The organism is Leifsonia sp. RAF41 (assembly GCF_052114085.1).
Classification (GTDB): Bacteria; Actinomycetota; Actinomycetes; order Actinomycetales; family Microbacteriaceae; genus Leifsonia.
On the sequence record NZ_JBFREB010000001.1, the window covers coordinates 3541270 to 3560635 of the forward strand.

The 19366-nt window shown below is 69.3% G+C and carries 23 protein-coding genes; 9 read left to right on the forward strand and 14 right to left on the reverse strand.

Annotated features, from left to right (window positions below; translation table 11 throughout):
- Window positions 1-34 precede the first annotated feature (34 nt).
- The 3 genes from AB4Y74_RS17275 to crcB are packed head-to-tail and all read left to right on the forward strand — an operon-like array spanning window position 35 to window position 1388.
- Window positions 35-559, forward strand: a complete 525-nt coding sequence (locus AB4Y74_RS17275; RefSeq protein WP_441800285.1) for a universal stress protein — start codon at window positions 35-37, stop codon at window positions 557-559.
- A 26-nt stretch (window positions 560-585) separates the two neighbouring features.
- Window positions 586-1005, forward strand: coding sequence for a fluoride efflux transporter FluC (locus AB4Y74_RS17280; RefSeq protein ID WP_441800286.1), 420 nt, complete (start codon window positions 586-588; stop codon window positions 1003-1005).
- Window positions 1002-1388, forward strand: a complete 387-nt coding sequence (crcB, locus tag AB4Y74_RS17285) for a fluoride efflux transporter CrcB (protein ID WP_441800287.1) — start codon at window positions 1002-1004, stop codon at window positions 1386-1388. Before AB4Y74_RS17280 ends, crcB begins: the two co-directional genes overlap by 4 nt.
- On the opposite strand, the gene AB4Y74_RS17290 is transcribed toward crcB, so the two are convergent.
- Entirely contained in the window at window positions 1379-1741 is a 363-nt protein-coding gene (locus tag AB4Y74_RS17290) for a nuclear transport factor 2 family protein (protein WP_441800288.1), read from the reverse strand. The two genes, crcB and AB4Y74_RS17290, sit on opposite strands and share 10 nt — an antisense overlap.
- A 47-nt stretch (window positions 1742-1788) precedes the next feature.
- On the opposite strand from AB4Y74_RS17290, the gene AB4Y74_RS17295 reads away from it, so the two are divergent.
- Complete coding sequence (locus AB4Y74_RS17295; protein ID WP_441800289.1) at window positions 1789-2292, forward strand: hypothetical protein; 504 nt, start codon at window positions 1789-1791, stop codon at window positions 2290-2292.
- Here the strand turns inward: AB4Y74_RS17295 and AB4Y74_RS17300 are convergent.
- The gene (locus tag AB4Y74_RS17300; protein WP_441800290.1) at window positions 2289-2747 is read right to left on the reverse strand and encodes a MarR family winged helix-turn-helix transcriptional regulator; all 459 of its coding nucleotides are present in this window, start codon (window positions 2745-2747) and stop codon (window positions 2289-2291) included. The two genes, AB4Y74_RS17295 and AB4Y74_RS17300, sit on opposite strands and share 4 nt — an antisense overlap.
- A 132-nt stretch (window positions 2748-2879) precedes the next feature.
- Between AB4Y74_RS17300 and AB4Y74_RS17305 the strand changes: the two genes are divergently transcribed.
- The 3 genes from AB4Y74_RS17305 (at window position 2880) to AB4Y74_RS17315 (ending at window position 6475) form a co-directional block, all read left to right on the forward strand.
- Window positions 2880-4082 carry an MFS transporter gene (locus AB4Y74_RS17305; protein ID WP_441800291.1) on the forward strand — a complete coding sequence of 401 codons (1203 nt, stop codon included), beginning with the start codon at window positions 2880-2882 and terminating at the stop codon, window positions 4080-4082.
- Window positions 4083-4133: 51 nt separating this feature from the next.
- Window positions 4134-5060 (forward strand): hypothetical protein, encoded by a 927-nt coding sequence (locus AB4Y74_RS17310; protein ID WP_441800292.1) that lies wholly within the window; start codon window positions 4134-4136, stop codon window positions 5058-5060.
- Between the two features lie 89 nt (window positions 5061-5149).
- Complete coding sequence (locus tag AB4Y74_RS17315; RefSeq protein ID WP_441800293.1) at window positions 5150-6475, forward strand: chaplin family protein; 1326 nt, start codon at window positions 5150-5152, stop codon at window positions 6473-6475.
- 131 nt (window positions 6476-6606) lie between these two features.
- Here AB4Y74_RS17315 and AB4Y74_RS17320 read toward each other — a convergent pair whose 3' ends face one another.
- The 4 genes from AB4Y74_RS17320 to AB4Y74_RS17335 all read right to left on the reverse strand — a co-directional run bounded on the left by AB4Y74_RS17320 (window position 6607) and on the right by AB4Y74_RS17335 (window position 9817).
- Complete coding sequence (locus AB4Y74_RS17320; RefSeq protein ID WP_441800294.1) at window positions 6607-6936, reverse strand: ParB family protein; 330 nt, start codon at window positions 6934-6936, stop codon at window positions 6607-6609.
- Window positions 6937-7096: 160 nt separating this feature from the next.
- Window positions 7097-8137: an NAD(P)/FAD-dependent oxidoreductase gene (locus AB4Y74_RS17325; RefSeq protein ID WP_441800295.1), complete on the reverse strand. Its 1041-nt coding sequence runs from the start codon at window positions 8135-8137 to the stop codon at window positions 7097-7099.
- Window positions 8134-8661, reverse strand: coding sequence for an isoprenylcysteine carboxyl methyltransferase family protein (locus tag AB4Y74_RS17330; protein WP_441800296.1), 528 nt, complete (start codon window positions 8659-8661; stop codon window positions 8134-8136). Before AB4Y74_RS17330 ends, AB4Y74_RS17325 begins: the two co-directional genes overlap by 4 nt.
- A gap of 34 nt (window positions 8662-8695) precedes the next feature.
- Complete coding sequence (locus AB4Y74_RS17335; protein WP_441800297.1) at window positions 8696-9817, reverse strand: type III polyketide synthase; 1122 nt, start codon at window positions 9815-9817, stop codon at window positions 8696-8698.
- Between the two features lie 194 nt (window positions 9818-10011).
- On the opposite strand from AB4Y74_RS17335, the gene AB4Y74_RS17340 reads away from it, so the two are divergent.
- Entirely contained in the window at window positions 10012-10704 is a 693-nt protein-coding gene (locus AB4Y74_RS17340; RefSeq protein WP_441800298.1) for a hypothetical protein, read from the forward strand.
- A gap of 20 nt (window positions 10705-10724) precedes the next feature.
- Here the strand turns inward: AB4Y74_RS17340 and AB4Y74_RS17345 are convergent, their stop codons facing one another.
- Genes AB4Y74_RS17345 through AB4Y74_RS17375 form a run of 7 tightly spaced genes read right to left on the reverse strand, consistent with a single transcriptional unit; the run spans window position 10725 to window position 16673 of the window.
- Window positions 10725-11144, reverse strand: coding sequence for a hypothetical protein (locus tag AB4Y74_RS17345; RefSeq protein WP_441800299.1), 420 nt, complete (start codon window positions 11142-11144; stop codon window positions 10725-10727).
- Window positions 11145-11149: 5 nt separating this feature from the next.
- Window positions 11150-12334, reverse strand: coding sequence for a mannitol-1-phosphate 5-dehydrogenase (locus AB4Y74_RS17350; protein WP_441800300.1), 1185 nt, complete (start codon window positions 12332-12334; stop codon window positions 11150-11152).
- Between the two features lie 40 nt (window positions 12335-12374).
- Window positions 12375-12812 (reverse strand): PTS sugar transporter subunit IIA, encoded by a 438-nt coding sequence (locus AB4Y74_RS17355; protein ID WP_441800301.1) that lies wholly within the window; start codon window positions 12810-12812, stop codon window positions 12375-12377.
- Window positions 12809-14326 carry a PTS mannitol transporter subunit IICB gene (locus tag AB4Y74_RS17360; RefSeq protein ID WP_441800302.1) on the reverse strand — a complete coding sequence of 506 codons (1518 nt, stop codon included), beginning with the start codon at window positions 14324-14326 and terminating at the stop codon, window positions 12809-12811. The genes AB4Y74_RS17355 and AB4Y74_RS17360 overlap by 4 nt, the downstream gene beginning before the upstream one ends.
- Window positions 14323-16047, reverse strand: coding sequence for a phosphoenolpyruvate--protein phosphotransferase (ptsP, locus tag AB4Y74_RS17365; RefSeq protein WP_441800303.1), 1725 nt, complete (start codon window positions 16045-16047; stop codon window positions 14323-14325). The genes AB4Y74_RS17360 and ptsP overlap by 4 nt, the downstream gene beginning before the upstream one ends.
- Window positions 16048-16049: 2 nt before the next feature.
- On the reverse strand, window positions 16050-16316 hold the full coding sequence (locus tag AB4Y74_RS17370) for an HPr family phosphocarrier protein (RefSeq protein WP_441800304.1): 267 nt from the start codon (window positions 16314-16316) through the stop codon (window positions 16050-16052).
- Window positions 16317-16364: 48 nt separating this feature from the next.
- The gene (locus AB4Y74_RS17375) at window positions 16365-16673 is read right to left on the reverse strand and encodes a PTS sugar transporter subunit IIB (RefSeq protein ID WP_441800305.1); all 309 of its coding nucleotides are present in this window, start codon (window positions 16671-16673) and stop codon (window positions 16365-16367) included.
- 168 nt (window positions 16674-16841) lie between these two features.
- On the opposite strand from AB4Y74_RS17375, the gene AB4Y74_RS17380 reads away from it, so the two are divergent.
- A complete protein-coding gene (locus AB4Y74_RS17380) occupies window positions 16842-18746 on the forward strand; it encodes a BglG family transcription antiterminator (protein WP_441800306.1) in 1905 nt (634 codons plus the stop codon).
- Between the two features lie 129 nt (window positions 18747-18875).
- On the opposite strand, the gene AB4Y74_RS17385 is transcribed toward AB4Y74_RS17380, so the two are convergent.
- Window positions 18876-19319, reverse strand: coding sequence for a hypothetical protein (locus AB4Y74_RS17385; protein WP_441800307.1), 444 nt, complete (start codon window positions 19317-19319; stop codon window positions 18876-18878).
- Between the last annotated feature and the right edge of the window lie 47 nt (window positions 19320-19366).

Consider the following 19366-nt stretch of genomic DNA (forward strand, 5'->3'; position numbering starts at 1 on the left):
CGCGAGTGAACCCGTGATAGTGCACACTAGGGGCATGAACGGCAACGAGATCGCCGGCAGAGGGGGAATCCTCGTGGCCGTGGTCCCCGGCCAGCCTCTCGTGGTGCTGGAGCAGGCCGCGCGCCTGGCCGATGACCTCGACATCCCGCTCGTGTGCGCGAACGTCGATCCCGACCGCTACGTCGTCTCGAGCTACGTCGACGGAACGGTGGTCGCTCTCCCGTACGATCCGGACCTCCCGGAGACGGAGGAGAAGCACTTCGACCCCGAGTTGGAGGCGCACATCCGAAAGGCGCTCGATGGCCGCGGCATCCCGTACTCGCTGCAACAGCGGGCGGGCGACCCTGCGTGGTCGCTGGCCCGGCTGGCGGAGGACATGGATGCGCGTTATATCGTCATCGGGACGCGGGAGGCCGGGCTCCGCGGCAGCGTGCGCGAGTTCTTCAACGGCTCCATCGCGGTGCATCTGGCGCACCGACAGCACCGGCCCGTGATCGTGGTGCCGCTGAATCCGCTGCCGGGAGCCCAGCGGTTCCCGTGGGAAGATCCGCCGGTCTAGTGCCGGCCGAACGTCCCCGAGCGCCCGTGCACCTCCGGCCGCGCTCGATCCTGCTCGTCTTCCTCGGGGGGTCGCTGGGTACGGCTGCCCGGTACCTGCTCACCCTCTCCGTGCCGCCTGTCGGCGGTGTGCCGTTGATCACGTTCCTGATCAACGTGACCGGCGCCTTCGCGCTCGGCTGGCTCCTGCAGGCTCTCGCGCTCCGCGGACAGGATGAGGGCACGCGTCGGACGGTGCGTCTCTTCGTGGGAACCGGCGTCTTGGGCGGCTACACCACGTACAGCTCACTGGCGGTGGACACGGATGGCCTGATCGCGGCCCAGAGCGTTGGGCTCAGCATCCTGTACGCCGCTGCCACGATCGTCGTCGGCGCTGCGGCCTCGGTGGCCGGTATCGCGCTCGCGTCGGGGATCGAACGGCGCCGGGCCGCGCGGGGCCGCGCATGACCGCCCTGCTCGTCCTCGCCGTCGCCGCGGCCGGCGGTGTCGGCGCGGTGGCGCGATTCGTCCTCGACGGAGCGCTCCGGTCGTGGTTGCGCGTCGGTTTTCCCATCGGCACGACCATCATCAACGTGACGGGTTCGTTCCTCTTGGGGCTCGTGACCGGCCTCGCGCTCGCGCACGGGCTGCCGCCGGAGTGGAGGGCCGTGCTCGGCACCGGATTCCTCGGCGGGTACACCACCTTCAGCACGGCCAGCTACGAGACCGTGCGGCTGGCGCAGCAGCGGCGGTACCGCGCCGCGCTGGTCAACGGCGTCGGGATGCTCGTGCTGGCGCTCGCCGCAGCCGGGCTCGGCCTGTGGCTGGGACAGCTGGCCGGTCAGACCTGATCGGGCTCCTGCTCCATCCACCACTCGGTGAACTCCTCCGCACGGCCGTCAGCGGCCAGGCGGATGATCCACAGGTTGCTGTAGATGGGGCCGTCGCGGTAGTCCGTCACGCCCTCGACGAAGTACACCGGACCGTCCTGGCCGAGCAGTCGCCACTCGAAGGTGGCGGCGCCGGGGTCGTCCTGCGCGTCCAGCCACCCCTCGACGATCTCGAGGTAGCCGTCCCAGGGCTCGGCGAACGGCTCCGTACGGTAGCTCGCATCTTCGGTGAACAGGGCCCGAATGTCATCGGGCTCGTTGCTCTCCCACGCGCGCCGGTAGAGGTCGATCCAGTTGGTGATCGCGTCCGCCATCCCCCCGTTATACGCCCTGCCTGAGGCGCACCGCTACGCTGGGCCGCATGCTGGAGCCGTTCGATTCGTGGTCCGAGTTCAACGTCGCAGTAGCGGGGGCGGGCGCCGCCCTCGGCGGGCTCCTGATCGTGGCGCTGTCCGTGAACATCAAGACGATCGCCGAATCGCGTGGTCTCGCCGCCCGGGCCGCCGCATCCATCGCCGGGTTGATCCTGGGCGTCGCGCTGTGCTGCGCGGCGCTGATCCCCGGTCAGGTGCCGATCGGTTACGGCATCCAGGTGCTGGTGGGGACAGCGCTGTGCGCGTCGGTGATCGTGCGGTCGGCGCTGGCGGTGCAGCGGGATGGGGCCCAGACCGGGTTTCGAAGGTACACGGCGGAGCGCATCCTGCTCTTCTCGGCTCCTCCCGCGATCTACGCGGTCGGAGGGGTGTTCTTGGTGGCGTTGCCCGAGTCGCCGACCGGCTTGGTCCTCGTCGCCGCCGGCACCATCCTTGCGATCGTCACGACCGTGCTGTTCTCGTGGATCGCCCTCGTCGAGGTGCTGCGCTAGGAGACCAGTTCCGACTCCGACAGCTGCGGCAGGGCATCCACCAGCGGCGCGAGTTCCGGTACCTGACGTGCACTGTCGAGCGCGCGGGCCAGTGCTTCATCGTGCACCGGGCGGGCGGCGTCGAGCAGTTCGTGCCCGGACGCTGTGAGCTCGGTGTAGATGCCTCGGCGGTCGTCGTCGCAGAGGATGCGGGTGAGCAGTCCGCGGTCTTCGAGGCGATTCACCAGTCGGGTGGTGGCGCTGGGGCTGAGCGCGCTCGCGCGGGCGAGTTGCTGCATCCGCATCTGCCAGCCGTCTTGACGGGCCAGGGCGTCGAGCACCGTGTACTCGACGACAGAGAGCTGCACGGCGCGGCTGAGGGCGCGTTCCAGTTCCGCCTCGATGGAGCCGTGCAGGGCTGCGAGGGTGCGCCAGCCGTGCGCGCGGACCTCGACGGCATCGTCGGCGATCCCCATGGGTGCCTCCCGGGTCGTGAGTCGGTCGTGGTCGGAGACGCTTGCGCGATTTAGTTGCGCGTGCAACTATATATAGCGCGTCTGCAACTAACAGACTAGCGCACCCCTCGCACCTTCTCGAAGGAGACCTCCATGCCTGCTGGCCTGATCGCCCTCGCCCTCGGGGGGTTCGGCATCGGCTTGACCGAGTTCGTGATCGCGGGCCTGCTGCCCGAGGTGGCCGCGGACTTCCACGTCGATGAGGCCGCTGCCGGCTGGCTGATCTCCGGGTACGCCCTCGCGGTCGTGGTGGGCGCGCTCGGGCTGACGGCCGCTGCCACGCGCATCCCACGCAAGGCGGCCCTCATTGGGCTCATGGTGCTGTTCATCGCCGGCAACCTGCTGTCGGCGATCGCCCCCGACTATGGAGTGATGCTCGGCGGCCGGGTGCTCGCGGCGCTGTGCCACGGCGCATTCTTCGGCATCGGTTCCGTCGTCGCCGCGAGCCTGGTGGCACCCGAGAGGCAGGCGCGCGCCATCGCCGTCATGTTCACGGGCCTCACGGCGGCCAACGTTCTCGGCGTGCCGTTCGGCACCCTCCTCGGTCAGGCGTTCGGCTGGCGCTCCACGTTCTGGGCGATCACGGTCATCGGCGTGATCGCGCTGATCGGCGTCGCGATCCTCGTGCCGTCGGCAGCGGGGGAGCGGCCGACGTCGAGCCTCCGCGGCGAACTGTCCGCCTTCCGTTCCGGGCAGGTGTGGTTGTCGCTGGCGGCCACCGTGCTCGGCTTCGGCGGGATGTTCGGCGCCTTCACGTACATCGCCTACACGCTGACCGGAGTGTCCGGCTTTGCGGCAGGTGCGGTGCCGTGGCTGCTCATCCTGTTCGGGGTCGGCCTCTTCGTGGGCAACTGGGTCGGCGGTCGCCTCGCGGACCGGTCGATCGATGGCACGCTGCTCTGGCTACTCGCTGCACTCGCGGTGGTTCTCGCCGGTTTCGCCCTTGTCGCCGGCATGCCGATCGGAGCGGTCATCGCCCTCATCCTCATGGGCGCGTTCGGCTTCGCCACCGTGCCTGCATTGCAACTCCGCGTCCTGTCGTACGCCTCGCACGCGCCCACCCTCGCCTCGGGCGGGAACATCGCGGCATTCAACCTCGGAAACGCGCTCGGCGCCTGGATCGGCGGAGTCACCATCGCGGCCGGGCTGGGCTACACCTCCCCGCTGTGGGTGGGGGCCGCGATGACGCTGGGAGCGCTCGTCGTGGTGGCGGTCGCCTCCGTGTCGGCCCGGCGCGCACGTTCGCGAACCGAACGGGCCGCGGCCGGGTCGGAGAAATCCGCGCTTCCTGTCTAGTAGAACGTGGGGTACAGTCGCCCTCATCTCGAACGGTCGGGGGGTGATCGTATGCCGGAGTGGGCCTCGGAGCCGCACCGCAGCATCCTCACCCCTGCGCGTGTGCTGGTCGGATCACTGATCGCCGGCGCCGGACTGACCGTCCTGGGCTTCTTTGCGGGCGGCTCCGCCGCGTCGGCGGCAGAGCCCGCACCGCCTCCCACACCGGTCGGTTCGCTCGTCTCGGGCGTGACCGGTGAGATCGGCGCATCCCTCGGCTCGGTCACCCAGGCCGTCGCACCGGTGCTCCCGGCATCCGCGCGAGAGGTCGTCTCGGCGGTCGTCACTCCCGTCACCGAAACCGTCGACCGCGTGGTCGACCAGGTGCCCGTGAGCAGCGTCGTCGAGCCCGTGACCGCGACGGTCGACCAGGCCCTGGCTTCGGTTCCGGTGGTCCGCGATGTGCTTCCTGCCGCTCCTCTCGCCTCCGTCACGCAGCCGGTCACCGGCACGGTCGATCAGGCGGTCGCGGATGTGGTCGGGGCCATCGAGACGGCCGTTTCGCCGCTCGCGCCCGCGGCAGAAGTCGGTCCCGCGCCGGGATCCCCGGTGCCCGGACTCTCCCTCGCCGGCTCAGTGAGCGTTGCGCTGGTCATCCCGGCCGCGGCTTTGACCCCGGCGGTGGCTGCGTTCGGCGGCCACCCGGCGCCCGCCGTCGTCGCTGGGGCAGGGGCGGGCGGCGCATCCTCGTCGTCACCCGGCGGTCCTCTCGGCGGCCCGGTGCTCCCGACCGGTGATGCCACCGGCGGGCTGCCCGCCGGTGGCTCGGCCGGTTCGTCCGGCGGAACGAGCGGTCCGGGCGGAGCTGCGCCCTCCGCCCTGGCCACCGCCGATACGTTCCTTCTGCCCGCCTCCGCCTGGAGCGGGCTGAGTGGCACGCCCGCGGACGATCACGTCCCCGCCGGCCCTGTCGCCGACCACGACATCAGCCCCGACTGAGTGGGTCCCGGCTGCCCTTCCGGCAGCACGCGACCATGACCCGGCACCCCTGTGCCCGGGCGACTATCACTCATTCGAAAGGCTCGATCATGAACAAGTTCGTATCCAGGGGGATGTGGTTCACCCTCTGCGTCGGCGGCCTGTGGCTCGCCGGAACGGCGGCGGCGAACGCGGCCGAATCCTCCGGCACCGACGGCGTCGCCACCGGCGACCAGGCGGTCGTGGGCATCTCCATCCCGGTTTCCCTCTCCGGCACGGCGGTCTCGGTCCTCGGCGACGCGTCGAGCAGCGACTCCACTGCGGCGGCTCCGGCAGCGCCCGCGGCACCGTCTGCCTCCCTTTCGCCCGACTCCGTCAGCGGTGTGCTGAGCGGTGACCAGGCGGTCGTCGATGTGAGCGTCCCCGTCCAGGTCGCCGGGAACGCCATCAGCGTCCTTGGCGACTCGGGCAGCTCCGGCTCCGAGGCGTCCGCTCCGGCGGCCGGTTCGGGGGCGGGCACCAGTACAACGTCGTCCGGTGCCGACGGGATCGCCTCGGGGATCCAGGCGCCGGTAGCGGTGGATGTGCCTGTCACGGCCGGAGGCAACGCGATCTCGGTCCTCGGCGACGCGTCGTCGACGGGCGCCGCGACCTCCACACCCTCGAGCGGTTCGGGATCGTCGGCGACCGCGACAGGCGCGGGAGCGGACGGGGGCATCCTGTCGGGCATTCAGGCTCCGGTCGGTGCTGCGGTTCCCGTGACGGCGGGCGGTAACGCCGTGTCGGTGCTCGGTGACGCGACGTCGTCGGGTTCGGCGACGTCGGCTCCGGCCGCCGGCGACGGAACGACGGCGGCTTCGGGTTCGGACGGCGGCATCCTGTCGGGCGTCCAGGCTCCCGTGGATGCGGCCCTTCCGGTGACCGTCGGCGGTAACGTCATCGCCGTCGTCGGAGACGCCGGCTCGACCGGTTCGGCCACCGCGGCGCCGGCGACCGGCGGTGCGACGGCCGGAGGCGGGACGACAACCGGCACCGATGGAGGCGGTCTGCTCGGCGGGATCGACCTGCCGATCGGAATCGACGTCCCGGTGACGGTGGGCGGCAACGCGATCTCGGTGGTCGGCGACAGTGAGACCACCGACTCCGCCACCGCGCCGACCGTTCCGACGACGCCGACGACGCCGACGACCCCGGCGATGCCGGCCACTCCGAGCGCTCCGGCCAGCTTGACCGCGAACGACGGAGTCGGCACGGTGAGCGCATCGGCGGGTGGCGTCATGACGCTCGCTGCCGGCACGATGTCCGGCAGTGCGACCCTCGCCTCCACCGGCTCGGACGAGCTCGGACTGGGCGCGGTGGGCGCGCTGCTGGCGCTCCTCGGTGTGATGCTCGCGTTCGCTGCCTCCAACCGGCAGCGCCGCCACCACACCCGCTGAGTACATCCGCCCGCTGAGTACATCCGCCCACTGAGCGTCGGCGACCCGCTTCCCGGCACGCCGGCATCCCAGCCGCCGACGTGCCGGGAGCTCGGCGTGCCGGGAGCTCGGCGCGTCTGGACTCGGCGCGCTCAGAACCCGATCGGCCGCCCCGGCGTCAACGGATCGTCGTTGCCGACGAATATCTCGCCGCCGTTGTACGCGCGCTCCCGGCGCTGTACCTCCGCAAGGAGCGCCTTGTTGATCATTTCGGACCAACTGGTGTCCCGCTCGTTGAACGATGTCTGTCGGTATGCGGCCCTCGCGCGATTGCGCATGGCGTCGGTGAGGTAGAAGGTCACGGTCGTGCGCTTCTTCACGGCCTGGGGCTGAGCGACAGGCCCCGTGCCGGAGACGCGGAGTTCAATGCTGCTTCCGGCGGCCGAAGGCTCCTCGGAGGGACTGGATGCTGAGCCGTCCATGTGTCACCTTTCGGAATATCGGATGTTGATGTTCGATCTCACATGCTATCCGCTCGGCCCGGCGGATGACCAGATTCCACAGGCTCTAAGCATGCGTTTGAGCCCGATAATGCGGGCAGTGACAGCACGAGCGGCTGCTCACAGCGGCCTATTCAGGCCATCAGTGGGAGAGTCGCTCCACGATGGAGCCGAACAGTTCGGGCCGCCGGGCCGCCATCGGAACGATGCGCGGCCGGTACCGCGACCGCGCAGCCACGACCAGGGCCGACGTCAGCATGCGGAAGTCGCGCGTCGTCGTCCGCCAAGCCCGCTCGTACTGTTCGGTGTTCCCCGTGTGGACGGCTGCGACCGCCGCGCGGGCCTGCGCGAAGCCGACGCGCATCCCCTCGCCCGTGAGCGCGTCCACGTAACCGGAGGCGTCGCCCGCCAGCAGCACCCGACCTCGGGACCGCGAGCGCGCGCGCTGCAGCAGCGGACCGGCACCGCGAGGGTCGCTGACCGCAGGTACGCCGCGCAGACGGTCCGCCAGTTCGGGGATGCCGGCGATGACCTCATCGATGTCCAGCGGACGGGCCCCGAGCACCGCGACGCCGACGGTGCGGTCGTCGACCGGGGTGACGTACGCCTCGGCGCCATCCGACCAGTGCACCTCCACGAGCGACGTCCAGGGCTCCACCCCGAAGTGCTTCCGCAGCCCGAACCGACGGCGCGTGCCCGGCTGGCCGCGTCCGTCGAGACCGACCATGCGGCGCACCGGCGAGTGGAGGCCGTCCGCCGCGATCACCCAGGGGGCGTCGACGGTCTGGCCGTCGCTCAGGGTCAGCGCAACGCCGTCCGCGCGCTGCGACACCGCTGTGACCTTCGCCTGGATGCGTTCGGCGCCGAGCTCGGCGGCGCGGTCCGCGAGCGCCTGATGCAGCACGGTCCGTCGCACTCCGCGGCCCGGCCGGTCGGCGAAACGGTGTTCGACGCGGGACGCCGCATCCACATAGGCGATGCCGTCCAGCCGCCGGCCTGCCGGGTCCACCCCGATCCGGTGCAGAGCCGCCAGAGCCCCGGGCATCAGCCCCTCGCCGCACGCCTTGTCGATGGGGCCCGTGCGCGGCTCGACGAGCACCACGTCCATCCCGTCGATGCGCGCCTCGATTGCGCAGGCCAGGCCGATCGGGCCGCCGCCCACCACGACGACCTGCGGGCTCATGCGGGGGCCGGGGCCGAGAAGACGGTGGCGAGCGCCCGGTTCTCGCAGCGGATCCGGACCACGAGCAGCCAGGCGTTGAGCACGGTGAAGGCGAGCGCCGTCACCCAGGCCGTGTGCACGAGTGGGAGCGCGAAGCCCTCCACGACCACGGCGACGTAGTTGGGGTGGGTGAACCAGCGGTACGGGCCGCGGGTCACCAGTGGCAGGTCGCGCACCACGATGACCCGGGTGTTCCAACGGGGGCCGAGGGTCGCGATGCACCACCAGCGGAGCGCCTGGCTCGCCAGCACCAACGCGAGCATCGGCCAGCCGAGCCAGGGGATGAACGGGCGCCCGGCGAACCACACCTCGGCTAGGCAGGCGAGCAGCAGCCCGGTGTGGAGGGCCACCATGGGCGGAAAATGCCCGCGACCGAACTCGACGCCGCCCCGAGCGAACGACCATTTCGCATTGCGGGTGGACACCACCAGCTCGGCGATGCGTTCCGCGCCGGTCGCGAGAACGAGGACGGTGTACCAGATCATCAGCTGCCTAGGGTCTCGAGTCGGCTGGGTTTCATTACGCCGGTTCGATTATGGCGGGTGCGGCCACGATTGCGGGCGGCACCCGCTTCTCACCGTCCGCCCAGCGCAGCAGCACCAGCTCGCTCGTCACCCCCGGGCCGAGGGCGAACAGCAACCCGATGGTTCCGACCGGGTGCTCGTCGAGCTGCTCGGCGAGCACATGCAGCACGGCCGCGGACGACAGGTTTCCGACATTCGCGAGCGAGCGCCAGCTGGCATCCAGAGCCCCCTCGGGCAGGTCGAGCGCCTGCGCGAACGCCTCCAGCACCTTCGGTCCGCCGGGATGGGCCGCCCAGGCGCCCACATCCTCCACCGTGAGTCCGTGCGCCGCCAGGATTCCGCGGGCGTCCCCGGCGAAGTTCCGCTCGATGACCTCCGGCACGCCGGCGCTGAGGACGATACGGAAGCCCGTCCCGCCGATGTCCCAGCCGATCACATCGGCGGTGTCGGGGTAGATGTGGCTGCGGGTGTCGATGACCTCCGGGCCTGCGATCCCCAGCTTCTCCGCGCGTGCCTCGCCGACCATGACGACGGCCGCGGCGCCGTCGCCGAAGAGGCCGCTCGCGACGATGTTCGCCATCGAGTCGTCGCTGGCCTGCACGGTCAGCGAGCACAACTCCACCGAGAGCAGCACGGCCACTTCGTTGGGATGCCCGGCCAGGTAGTCGTTGACCCGGGCGATCCCCGCCGCCCCGGCGACGCATCCCAGTCCGAAGCTCGGCAGCCGCTTCACGTCGGGACGCAGCCCGAGACGAGCGACCAGCTGGGCGTCGATGGAGGGTGCGGCGATGCCGGTCACGGAGGTGAAGAGCAGGAAGTCGACGTCGGCCGGTTCCAGCCCGGCCGACTGGAGTGCGGCGGTGAGGGCGCGTTCGGCGAGCGAGGTGCCCTCCGCAATGAAGTAGTCGTTCGACTCCTGGAACGACGCCAGCGAGCTGTACTGCTCCAGCGGCATCACCAGGCTGCGCGTCTGAACCCCCGAAGAGGCGTGGATGCGGCGCATCACCTTCTGTCGGGCGGGGTCGGATGTGATCATCGCGAGCAGCGCGGCGGTGATCTCCCCCTGGCTGTAACTCCGGGCGGGAAGTACCGGCGCAACCGACACGATTCGACTCACAAGCGAAACGTACCACCGGCTTCGGCCGCCGACACCGCCGGTCGGCGGATACCCAGCGGGCGGCCGAGCCGCCGGCTGGCCCCTGAATAATTACAGGCATTTTATTAATGCTAGGCTCGCGCATCCTCCGGATGGAGGTGCCCGGCGGCCTAGCTCTCAAGGTGGGTCGCGACGCTACTGAACCAAGGATCACTATGACAAGACCCTTCAACCGTCTCGCCGCATTCGTACTCACGGCCACATCTGCTGCCGTATTGCTGGGCCTCGCTAGCGCTGCCCCTGCGACGGCGGAAATCGAGACCTCGCGAACGGTCGCGCTGTTCACCCGAGTTGATGGCAAGCCTCTACAACTCGACGGCGATGACCTGACGTCACACGCTCTGGACCTGACTGCCCCCGTCGAAGAAGCGTCCGACTCGGTGTCGATCGCGCCACGACTGATCGACTGGAACCAGTGGTTCGGGTGCTACTCGCTGAACACGGAGAACGATGTCTTCGCCGACTATATGTTTTGGTGGGACGGTTACGGACACGACGTGCGACTCAAGTGCGGCAACAGTTCGTGGGGATACAAGCACATCCGCGAGGACAAGGAAGGCGGGTGGCAATCGAAGCTCGACAGTGCGCGGGCCGCGGGATGGCAGGCTTCCGCCCTCGGTGTGGAGTCGTGGGATGACCTCATGTCCGGCGCAACCGGAGCAATCATTCTCTACCCCGACTACCTTCGCAAAGATGCGATCAACAACAAGTGGTGCGCAAACAACGAGTTCTACCTACAAGATGTGAAAACGGGCCGCGAACTGTATTCGTTCCGGGTGGAGGCAGCCTGGGCGTCTGACAGCGATCGACTGATCACGTCGTTCCCTACGAGTCGCACCTACTGCTGAACCGCGGCGGGGGTTCGTGATCACGCACTCCACGTCGCCCCCGCTGCGTCCCAACCTCCGCCACCGGGCACGATCTCCGCGAAGTCCCACGTCTCCTCTTCGAGCCGGACGGTGAGCTCTGTGCCACGCGCCAACCAGCGGCGAGAGAAGTCCTCGTCCTGCGGCCCGTCGTAGCGGAAGTTCGCGTTCCAGTCCTCGAACCAGTCGCGAAGATCCGAGGCGAGCTGTTCGCTCAGCCCGAGTTCCGACGGCGTTGGCATCCCACCGCCCTCTTCCCACAAGGACCAGGCGTACGTGCCGTCCGGGTAAAGCCGAATTCGACGGAGACGACCATCTCGCTCCATAGCCGCGCGCGCGATAGCCCGCTCTGCCGTCGCAAATGGCGGCACCAACAATTCCAACTGGGTCGCGGGGTCTACCACACGGTCCAGATCGTCCATGAGTCTCAGGATACGTGGCTAGCGTGCGCGTCGCGGCGGTCCCGCTGAGCCTCGGCGACCACGCGGATCAGGGGTTCGTGCAGCGGCTGATCCGCCTCCACGCCCATGACCTCCTCCACGATCGCAGCCGCTTCCGCTTCGTCCAGCAACCGCTGAAGCTCCACGCTCTGACTGTCTTCCGGCACGTCGAAGCGCAGCGCGGCTCCGACCGCGGCGATGAGGGCCGTCGGGACTCCACCGACGTACTCGGCGTAGTCCGACGCCGGACCGATGAAGCGGTCGTGGCGCCCCAGCTTCCGGATCGGCTCGCGGCCGACGCGGCTGACCTCGTCCACCAGGTGGGGGTTGGTGAACCGGCCGAGGATCTTGGCCCGGTACGCGGCCAGTTCCTCCTCGGGAAGCCCGTGCTTGGCGGAGAGCGCAGCGGACGTCTCGCGCAGCGCCCCCTCGGCGGCCTCGCGCACCGCAGGGATGGCGATCGCCTCGCTGATCGTGGTCGCACCGTGCAGGAAGCCCGTGTAGGCGACGGTCGCGTGCCCGGTGTTCACCGTGAACAGCTTGCGTTCGATGTACGGACCGAGCGAGTCGACGAAGTGGGCGCCAGGGATGCGCGGCTCGTCGCCCCCGAACACCGTCCGGTCCACCACCCACTCATAGAACGTCTCGACGGTGACGTCGACGCCGGCGTCCGCCGCCTGGGCAGGGACGATCCGGTCGACGGCCGTGTTGGCGAAGATGGCCCGGGCGCCCAGCTCCTCTCGCGTGTCGTCGTCCGGAAGCCCGTCCATCAGCTCGGCAGCCAACAGGTCGGACGCGCCGATCGCGTTCTCGCACGCCATGACCGCCAACCGCGGGGCGTCCTCCGAGCGCGCCGCCAGGCCGCGGGCGATCACGGGGGCGACGAAGCGGAGGATGCGCGGGCCGACCGCGGTCGTGACGACATCTGCCGTCGCGATCTCGGCGACCAGCGCCTCCTCGTCCGTCGCACTGTTGATGGCACGGAAGCCGGTGACCGTCTTCGTCTCCGACTCCTCGCCGACGAGGTGGACCTCGTACGAGTCGGCGGCGGCGAGAGCGTCGATCAGCTCGGCGTTGACGTCGGCGAACACGACCTCGTACCCGGCTTCGTGGAGCAGGAGCCCCACGAAGCCGCGGCCGATGTTGCCTGCGCCGAAGTGGACGGCCTTCACTGTGCTCTCCTCGTCAGCGTTCTCCTCATCCGGGCGATCCTCACTCGTTCACGTCGCCGAGGAGCGCGAACAGGGCGTCCGCATCCGGGGCGTCGACCAGCTTCTGCACGTCGTCCTCCTCGGAGAAGAGGATGGCGATCTTCGACAGGATCTCGAGGTGCTCGTTGTTCTGCCCGGCGATGCCGACGACGAACCGCACCTCCTCGCCGCCCCAGTCGAGCGGCGAGGAGTAGCGGATGAAGGAGAGTGCGGACCGCTTGATCTCGTCCTTGGACTCGTTGGTGCCGTGCGGGATGGCGAGCCCGTTCCCCATGAAGGTGGAGACGGTGTTCTCGCGGTCCTGCATCGAGTCGACGTACCCGGGTTCGACGGCGCCCGCGGCTACCAGCAGTGCACCGGCCTCCCGGATCGCGTCCTCCCGCGTGGTCGCGGAACCCGCGGCCACCACGTTCGCCCGGTCGAGAATCGTGTCGGTCATTTGGTGACGTCCTCCCTAGCGTTCTGGTTCTTGACGAGGTCGACGACCTCGTCGTACTTCGGGCTGTTCATGAAATTGTCGACGGAGACGTGGAGTGAGTCCGGCGACTGCCCCTTCGCCCGGTCGGTCAGCTGCTGCTGGGTGATGACCAGGTCGGCGGTGCCGTCGAGGTTGCTGATGGCCTGGTTGGTCACCGTCACCCCTTCGACTCCGGCCTTCTTCATCTTGTTGCGGAGCACCGAGGCGCCCATGGCGCTCGAGCCCATGCCAGCGTCGCACGCGAACACGATGTTGCGCACCAGCCGGTCGGTGGCGTCGCCCTGCGCGTCACCGGTGTCGTGCTCGCCCTCCTGGACGAGGCCCCCGAGCACCGATGACGACTTCCCCTTGTTGGCCTCGGTCTGCGCGACGGCAGCGGACAGGTCGCCCGCGTTGCCGGCGAGGAGGTCACGCCTGCGGCTCGAGCGCAGCACGATCGCCGTGAAGCCGAACGAGACAGCAGCGGCGGAGATGATCGCCAGGGCGATGCCGAGCATGTTGTTCACCGGCGCCTGCGCGAAGATCGCGAACACGGATCCTGGTGCCGCCGGCGCCCGGAGTCCCGTCTGGAAGGCGACGTTCACCGCGACGCCGGTCATACCGCCGAGGATCGCACCGATGATCAGGATGGGCTTCATCAGCACGTACGGGAAGTAGATCTCGTGGATGCCCCCGAAGAACTGGATGATGAACGCGCCAGGAGCTGCCGCACGCGCGGCGCCGAGGCCGAAGATCGCCCAGGCGAGCAGGATTCCGGCGCCGGGGCCGGGGTTCGTCTCGATGAGGAACAGGATGGACTTGCCCGCCTGCTGCGATTCGAGCGTCCCGATCGGTGTGAACACGCCGTGGTTGATCGCGTTGTTGAGGAACAGCACCTTGCCCGGCTCGACCAGGATGCTGACCAGCGGCAGCAGGTGCACCGACACGAGCCAGTCCACGCCTGCCTCGAGGGCCTTGCTGAGTCCCTGGACCAGCGGGGCGATTCCGAAGAAGGCGCCGATCGCGAGGAGGAAGCCGAGGATGCCGGCCGAGAAGTTGTTGACGAGCATTTCGAAGCCCGCCTTGATCTTCCCCTCCCAGATCCGGTCGACGAGCTTCATGAGGTAGCCGCCCAGCGGACCCATGATCATCGCACCGATGAACATCGGGATGTCGGTGCCGACGATCACGCCCATGGCTGCGATCGTTCCGACTACGCCGCCGCGGACGCCGTACACCAGACGACCGCCGGTGTTGGCGAGGAGGAGCGGGAGCAGGTACGTGATCATCGGGCCGACGAGGCTGGCGATGTCCTTGTTGGGGAACGGTCCCTGCGCGATGAAGAGCGCTGTGACGATGCCCCAGGCGATGAAGGCCGCGATGTTCGGCATCACCATGTTCGAGAGGAACGTACCGAATCGCTGCACGTGGACACGTGCTCCTACGGGCTTCTTGGGGGCCGACGCCGTCGTCGACGTCTGTGTCGCCGATGTCATTGTGGTGCCTCGTTTCTGTTCTGGTGTGCGTGTGAGGTGAACCGTTCGGCGGCCGCGCGGACCGCCTCCCGGGCTTCGGCCGCGCCATCGGCGGCCAAGGCGGTCTCGGCCAGCGAACGTGCCTGGTCGAGGGTGTAACGCTTGAGGGAGAGCCGCACGTCGGCGAGCGCCGAAGGCGACATCGAGAGAGTGGTCGCCCCGAGCCCGACGAGCACCACGGCGAGCAGGGGGTCCGCCGCCGCCTCGCCGCAGATCCCGACCGGCTTGGCCGCAGCGGCACCCGCAGCGCCGACCTCGCCGATCAGGCGGAGGACGGCGGGATGCCACGGGTCCTGGAAGCCCGCGACCGAGCCGAGAAGGCGGTCGGCGGCAAGGGTGTACTGGGTGAGGTCGTTGGTGCCGATGGAGGCGAAGTCGGCCACCTGCAGCACGCGGTCGGCAAGCAGTGCGGCCGAGGGGACCTCGACCATGACGCCGACCGTTTTGAGCCCGTATTCGCGGCCCAGCTCGGTGAAGTACCGGGTCTCCTCGATCGTCGCGACCATCGGCGCCATGACCCACAGGTCGGCGTCGGTCTGCGCGTCCGCCTCGGCAAGCGCGGTCAGCTGCTCGCGCAGGATGTCCTCGTTGGCGCGCAGCGAGCGCAGGCCGCGCAGGCCGAGCGCCGGGTTGTCCTCGTGGGCGTCGTTCAGGAACTCGAGTGGCTTGTCCGCACCCGCGTCGAGCACGCGCACGACGACCTTCTTGCCGCCGCCGAAGGCGCTCAGGAGTTTCACGTACTGCTCGCGCTGCTGCTCCACGGTCGGTGCCAGGCGCTGGTCGAGGAAGAGGAACTCGGTGCGGAACAGACCGACACCCTCGGCGCCGGCCGCGAGCGCGCCCTCGGCGCCCTCTGCGGAGCCCAGGTTGGCGAGCAGCGGGATGGCCGTGCCGTCTGCGAGGGCGCCCGGCTCCACGCCCCCGGCGAGAGCGGCGGCGCGTTCGTCGATGCGGCGCTGCGCGTCCGCGCGCTGCTGCTCGGTCGGTGAGACGGTGACCGAGCCGGCCGCCGCATCCACGATGACCTCGTCGCCGTCCGCCAACCCGTCCGCGCCGGCTGCGCCAACGATGGCGATGATCGACTTCTCGCGCGCCAGGATGGCGGTGTGCGACGTCGGGCCGCCCTCCTTGGTCACGAGGCCCAGCACCTTGGTCAGATCGAGCAGTGCCGTGTCGGCGGGCGCCAGGTCGTGGGCGACCAGCACGTACGGGCGGTCGGAGTGAGGAACGCCCGGAGCGGGCTTGCCCTCGAGGGCGGCCACGACGCGCTGTGAGACGTCGTCGAGATCGCCGGCCCGCTCGCCCATGTAGCCGCCGAGGTCCTTCAGCATGTCCCGGAAGACGGCGAATCCCTCGAAGACCGCACGCTCAGCGGTCTTGCCGCCGTCGATACGCGAGGAGACATCGTCGGCGAGCGTCGAGTCCTCCGCCATCATCGACTGCGCCTCCAGCACGTCCGCCGCGGTGCCCTGGACCGAGGATGCGCGCTCGCGCAGGTCTGCGGCGACCGCGGCGACCGCCTCCTGGACACGCGCCTTCTCCTCGTCGGGCGTGCGGGTGCTGGCGGTGTCCGCCGGCTCGGGGAGGGGAGCCGACATGCGCAGGACCTGACCGATGGCCACACCCTGGCCGATGCCTGCGCCGGCGAGCGTGGTGCCGGCCGTATTGAGTTCGGTGGCCATGATCAGGCGTCGTGGTCCGTGGCCAGGATCTCGGCCAGGTCGTCGAGGACGACCTCACCGTTGTCCGCGTCGGTGGTGAGAACGATCTTGTCGCCGTGATCGATGCCCAGCGAGATCACGCCGAGGATGCTGCCGGCATCGACGGTCTTGCCGCCCTCCTTCGTCAGCTTCACCGTCGCACCAGAGCCTTTGACCGCCTCGACGAAGAGCTTCGCCGGGCGGGCGTGCAGCCCGTGCGCCGATCCGACGGTGATGATCCGTTCAGCCATGTTTCCGATCTCCTTCACTCCGTGCCGGGCGGGTGGCCCGTTCCGTTCTCATAGTGCCGCCGCTTTCGCGTTGAGGGCCAGGTCGAGCGCCTTCTCGCCGTCGAGGGAGGCGGGCGAGATCGCGGGAAGGAGGGCGACGGCGGTGCCGGTCGCGGCCGCACGCTCGCGAAGGGAGGGAAGCGCTGCTTCGAGATGCCCCCCGACGAGGAGCACATCGATGCCATCGAGGGATTCCAGCTGGCTGGCGCTGCCCGGCTCGACCACGACATCCTCGCCGCGCATCCGGGCGGCGCTGCGCAGCTTCACGGCGACGAAGGTGCTGGACGCACCGGCGCCGCAGACGACCATGATCCTCATCGATCCTTGCCTTTCACGTGTTGCTGATGGAGCTGATGGAACGTCTCACATGCTCGTCCGCATGCCGAGGCGCTTCCAGCACCGTTTCTTCCGGGGGTGCGGAAAGATGTCGGGAACACACGTGGCGGCCCGCGCCCGGTGGTTGACTCGTGGGGGAAGGTGGTCCCGGTGGCGCTCTCGGCGAAGCAGACGAGGATGCTCGACATCCTGGCGCGTCGTGCTGCCTGGGTGACGGCCGGTGAGCTGGCGCACGACCTCGGAGTGACCACCCGCAGCATTCGCAGCTATGCGGCCGCCCTCGGCGAGGTCGTCGAGTCGGGGCCCAACGGCTACCGCGTCAAGCCGGACGAGTACGCCGCGTATCTCGCGGGCGACGGCAGCTCCGAGGCGGGCACGGCGGGTTCCCCCCAGGAGCGCTTGGTCTTCCTGGTGCGGCGGCTGCTCGACGAGCCTGACGGAATCGACGTGTACGAGACCGCGGAGAGCCTGTTCGTGTCGGACTCGACCATCGAGTCCGACCTCACCCGCATGCGCGGGCTGCTCTCCGGAACCGAGCTCTCCCTCGAACGCCGCGGCGGCACCGTGCAGCTGCTGGGACCGGAGATCGCGCGGCGCAAGCTGCTCAGCCGGCTGTTCCGCGACGAGATGCGGCAGAGCGTGGTGGACGTGGCGCGCATCCAGGAGGCCTTCGGCTCGGAGGGGCTCGCCGACTTCAAGTCCGCACTGGTGGCGATGCTGGATGCGCGCGGTTTCTTCGTCAACGAGTACGGCATCAACGACGTGTTGCTGCACATGGCCGTCGCGCTCGACCGGGTAGCGAAGAACCGCGTGCTGCCGTCGGTCGAGGAGCCGGAGACGAGTGAGACCATCCGCTCGCTGGCGCACGACCTCGGCGAGCTGATCGAGCAGCACTTCGGCACCGCGCTGGATGCGACCGAGCTGCGCTACCTGGCCATCCTGATGCGCACCCGCGTGATCGCACCGGGCGCCGGGCGCGACACGGTGGAGGAGTTCGTCAGCCCGGCCGACCTCGAAGTCGTCCGCGGCATCGTCGATCGCGCCTCCGCCGAGTACCTGGTGGATCTGCACGACGAGAACTTCATCGTCCGGCTCACGCTGCACGTCCAGAACCTGGTCGCCCGCGCGCACGAGAACACATTCTCGCGCAACCCGCTCACCCGATCCATCAAGAGTTCGTACCCGATGATCTACGAGCTGGCCGTGTACATCGCCAGCCGGCTGCAGGCCGCCGAGGGGATCGCGGTCAACGACGACGAGATCGCCTACATCGCCATGCACGTCGGTGCGTACCTGGAGCAGCAGTCACGGCGCCGGGATGCGGTCACCTGTGCCGTGGTCTGCCCCAACTATTACGACATGCACATCCTGCTGCGGGACCGGCTGGAGAGCACGCTCGGCGACGAGCTCGACATCACCAGCGTCATCACCTCGACCGACGCCGACTGGGAGGCGATCGAGGCGGACCTGGTGCTCACCACGATCGACCCGCGCGGGCGACGCGAGAACACGGTCATCGTGCAGCCGTTCCTGACCGAGACGGATGTCGAGCACGTCCGGCAGGCCGCCTCGCGCATCCGCCGCCAGCGTCATCGTGCCCGAATCAAGAGCGAGCTGCTGGAGTACTTCGACGAGAACCTGTTCCTGCGCAACTTCTACGCCCGCGACCCGATCACGATGATCCGGGCGCTCGGCGACAGGATGATCGCGGCCGGCGCCATCGACCAGGAGTATGTCGATCAGACGGTGGAACGCGAGCAGATGTCATCCACCGCGTTCACCGACTCGCTCGCGGTGCCGCACGCCATGACGATGAGCGCGCACCGGACGGCGATCGCGATCGTCGTCAACGACACGGCGATCGACTGGGGGGATGCGCGGGTCAACGTGATCGCCTTCATCGCGTTCTCGGCGGCGGGCCGCTCATCGTTCCAGACGGTCTTCGACCAGTTCGTGGAGGTCTTCTCCGACCGCGAGGCCGTGCTGGCCTTGATCCGCCGCTCCGACACCTTCACCGCATTCATCGACGAACTCGTCCGCATCATCGACGCCTGACCCGGCCCCGAGTCCCGCCCCGCCTCGCCTTGCCCCGCTTCTCGCCGCCCACCATCGAGTCCGCGAAGACTGCACGGTATCACTGTGGCGAGCGTGCAGTCTTCGCGGACTCGATGGCGGGGCGCGGGGCTAGTTGGCGGTGACGGTGTAGGTCACGGAGACGCCGGGGGTGCCGACGGCGACCGTGTACTTGTCGTTGGTGAAGACCGCCTTGCTGTCCGACGAGCCAGCCTGCTCGGTGAAGCCCTTGCCCTTCAGCGCGGACTGGGCGTCGGCGAAGCCGTTCTTGCCGGACGGCTGGACCGTGACCGACCAGCCGTTATCCTTATCGCCGCGAGCGACCACGACGGTCCCGTCGACGATCGGGACGTCTTCCTTCGGGAAGTCGGACGGCAGCTCCTCGGACTTCTGGTCCGCCGAGCTTGAGCCGGAACTCGCCCCCGAGGAGGACGACGCCCCCGGCGTCTGGGGAGTGACGTAGTTCCCGTTCCCGCCGCTGGAACAGGCGGCGAGCGAACCGATGGTGAGGGCCGCGACGATGGCGGCCGGAACGAACGGATTACGTGTGCGCATATGGATTCCTAGTGCTGTATGGGTGCGGTTGTGCAACCACCCAGATT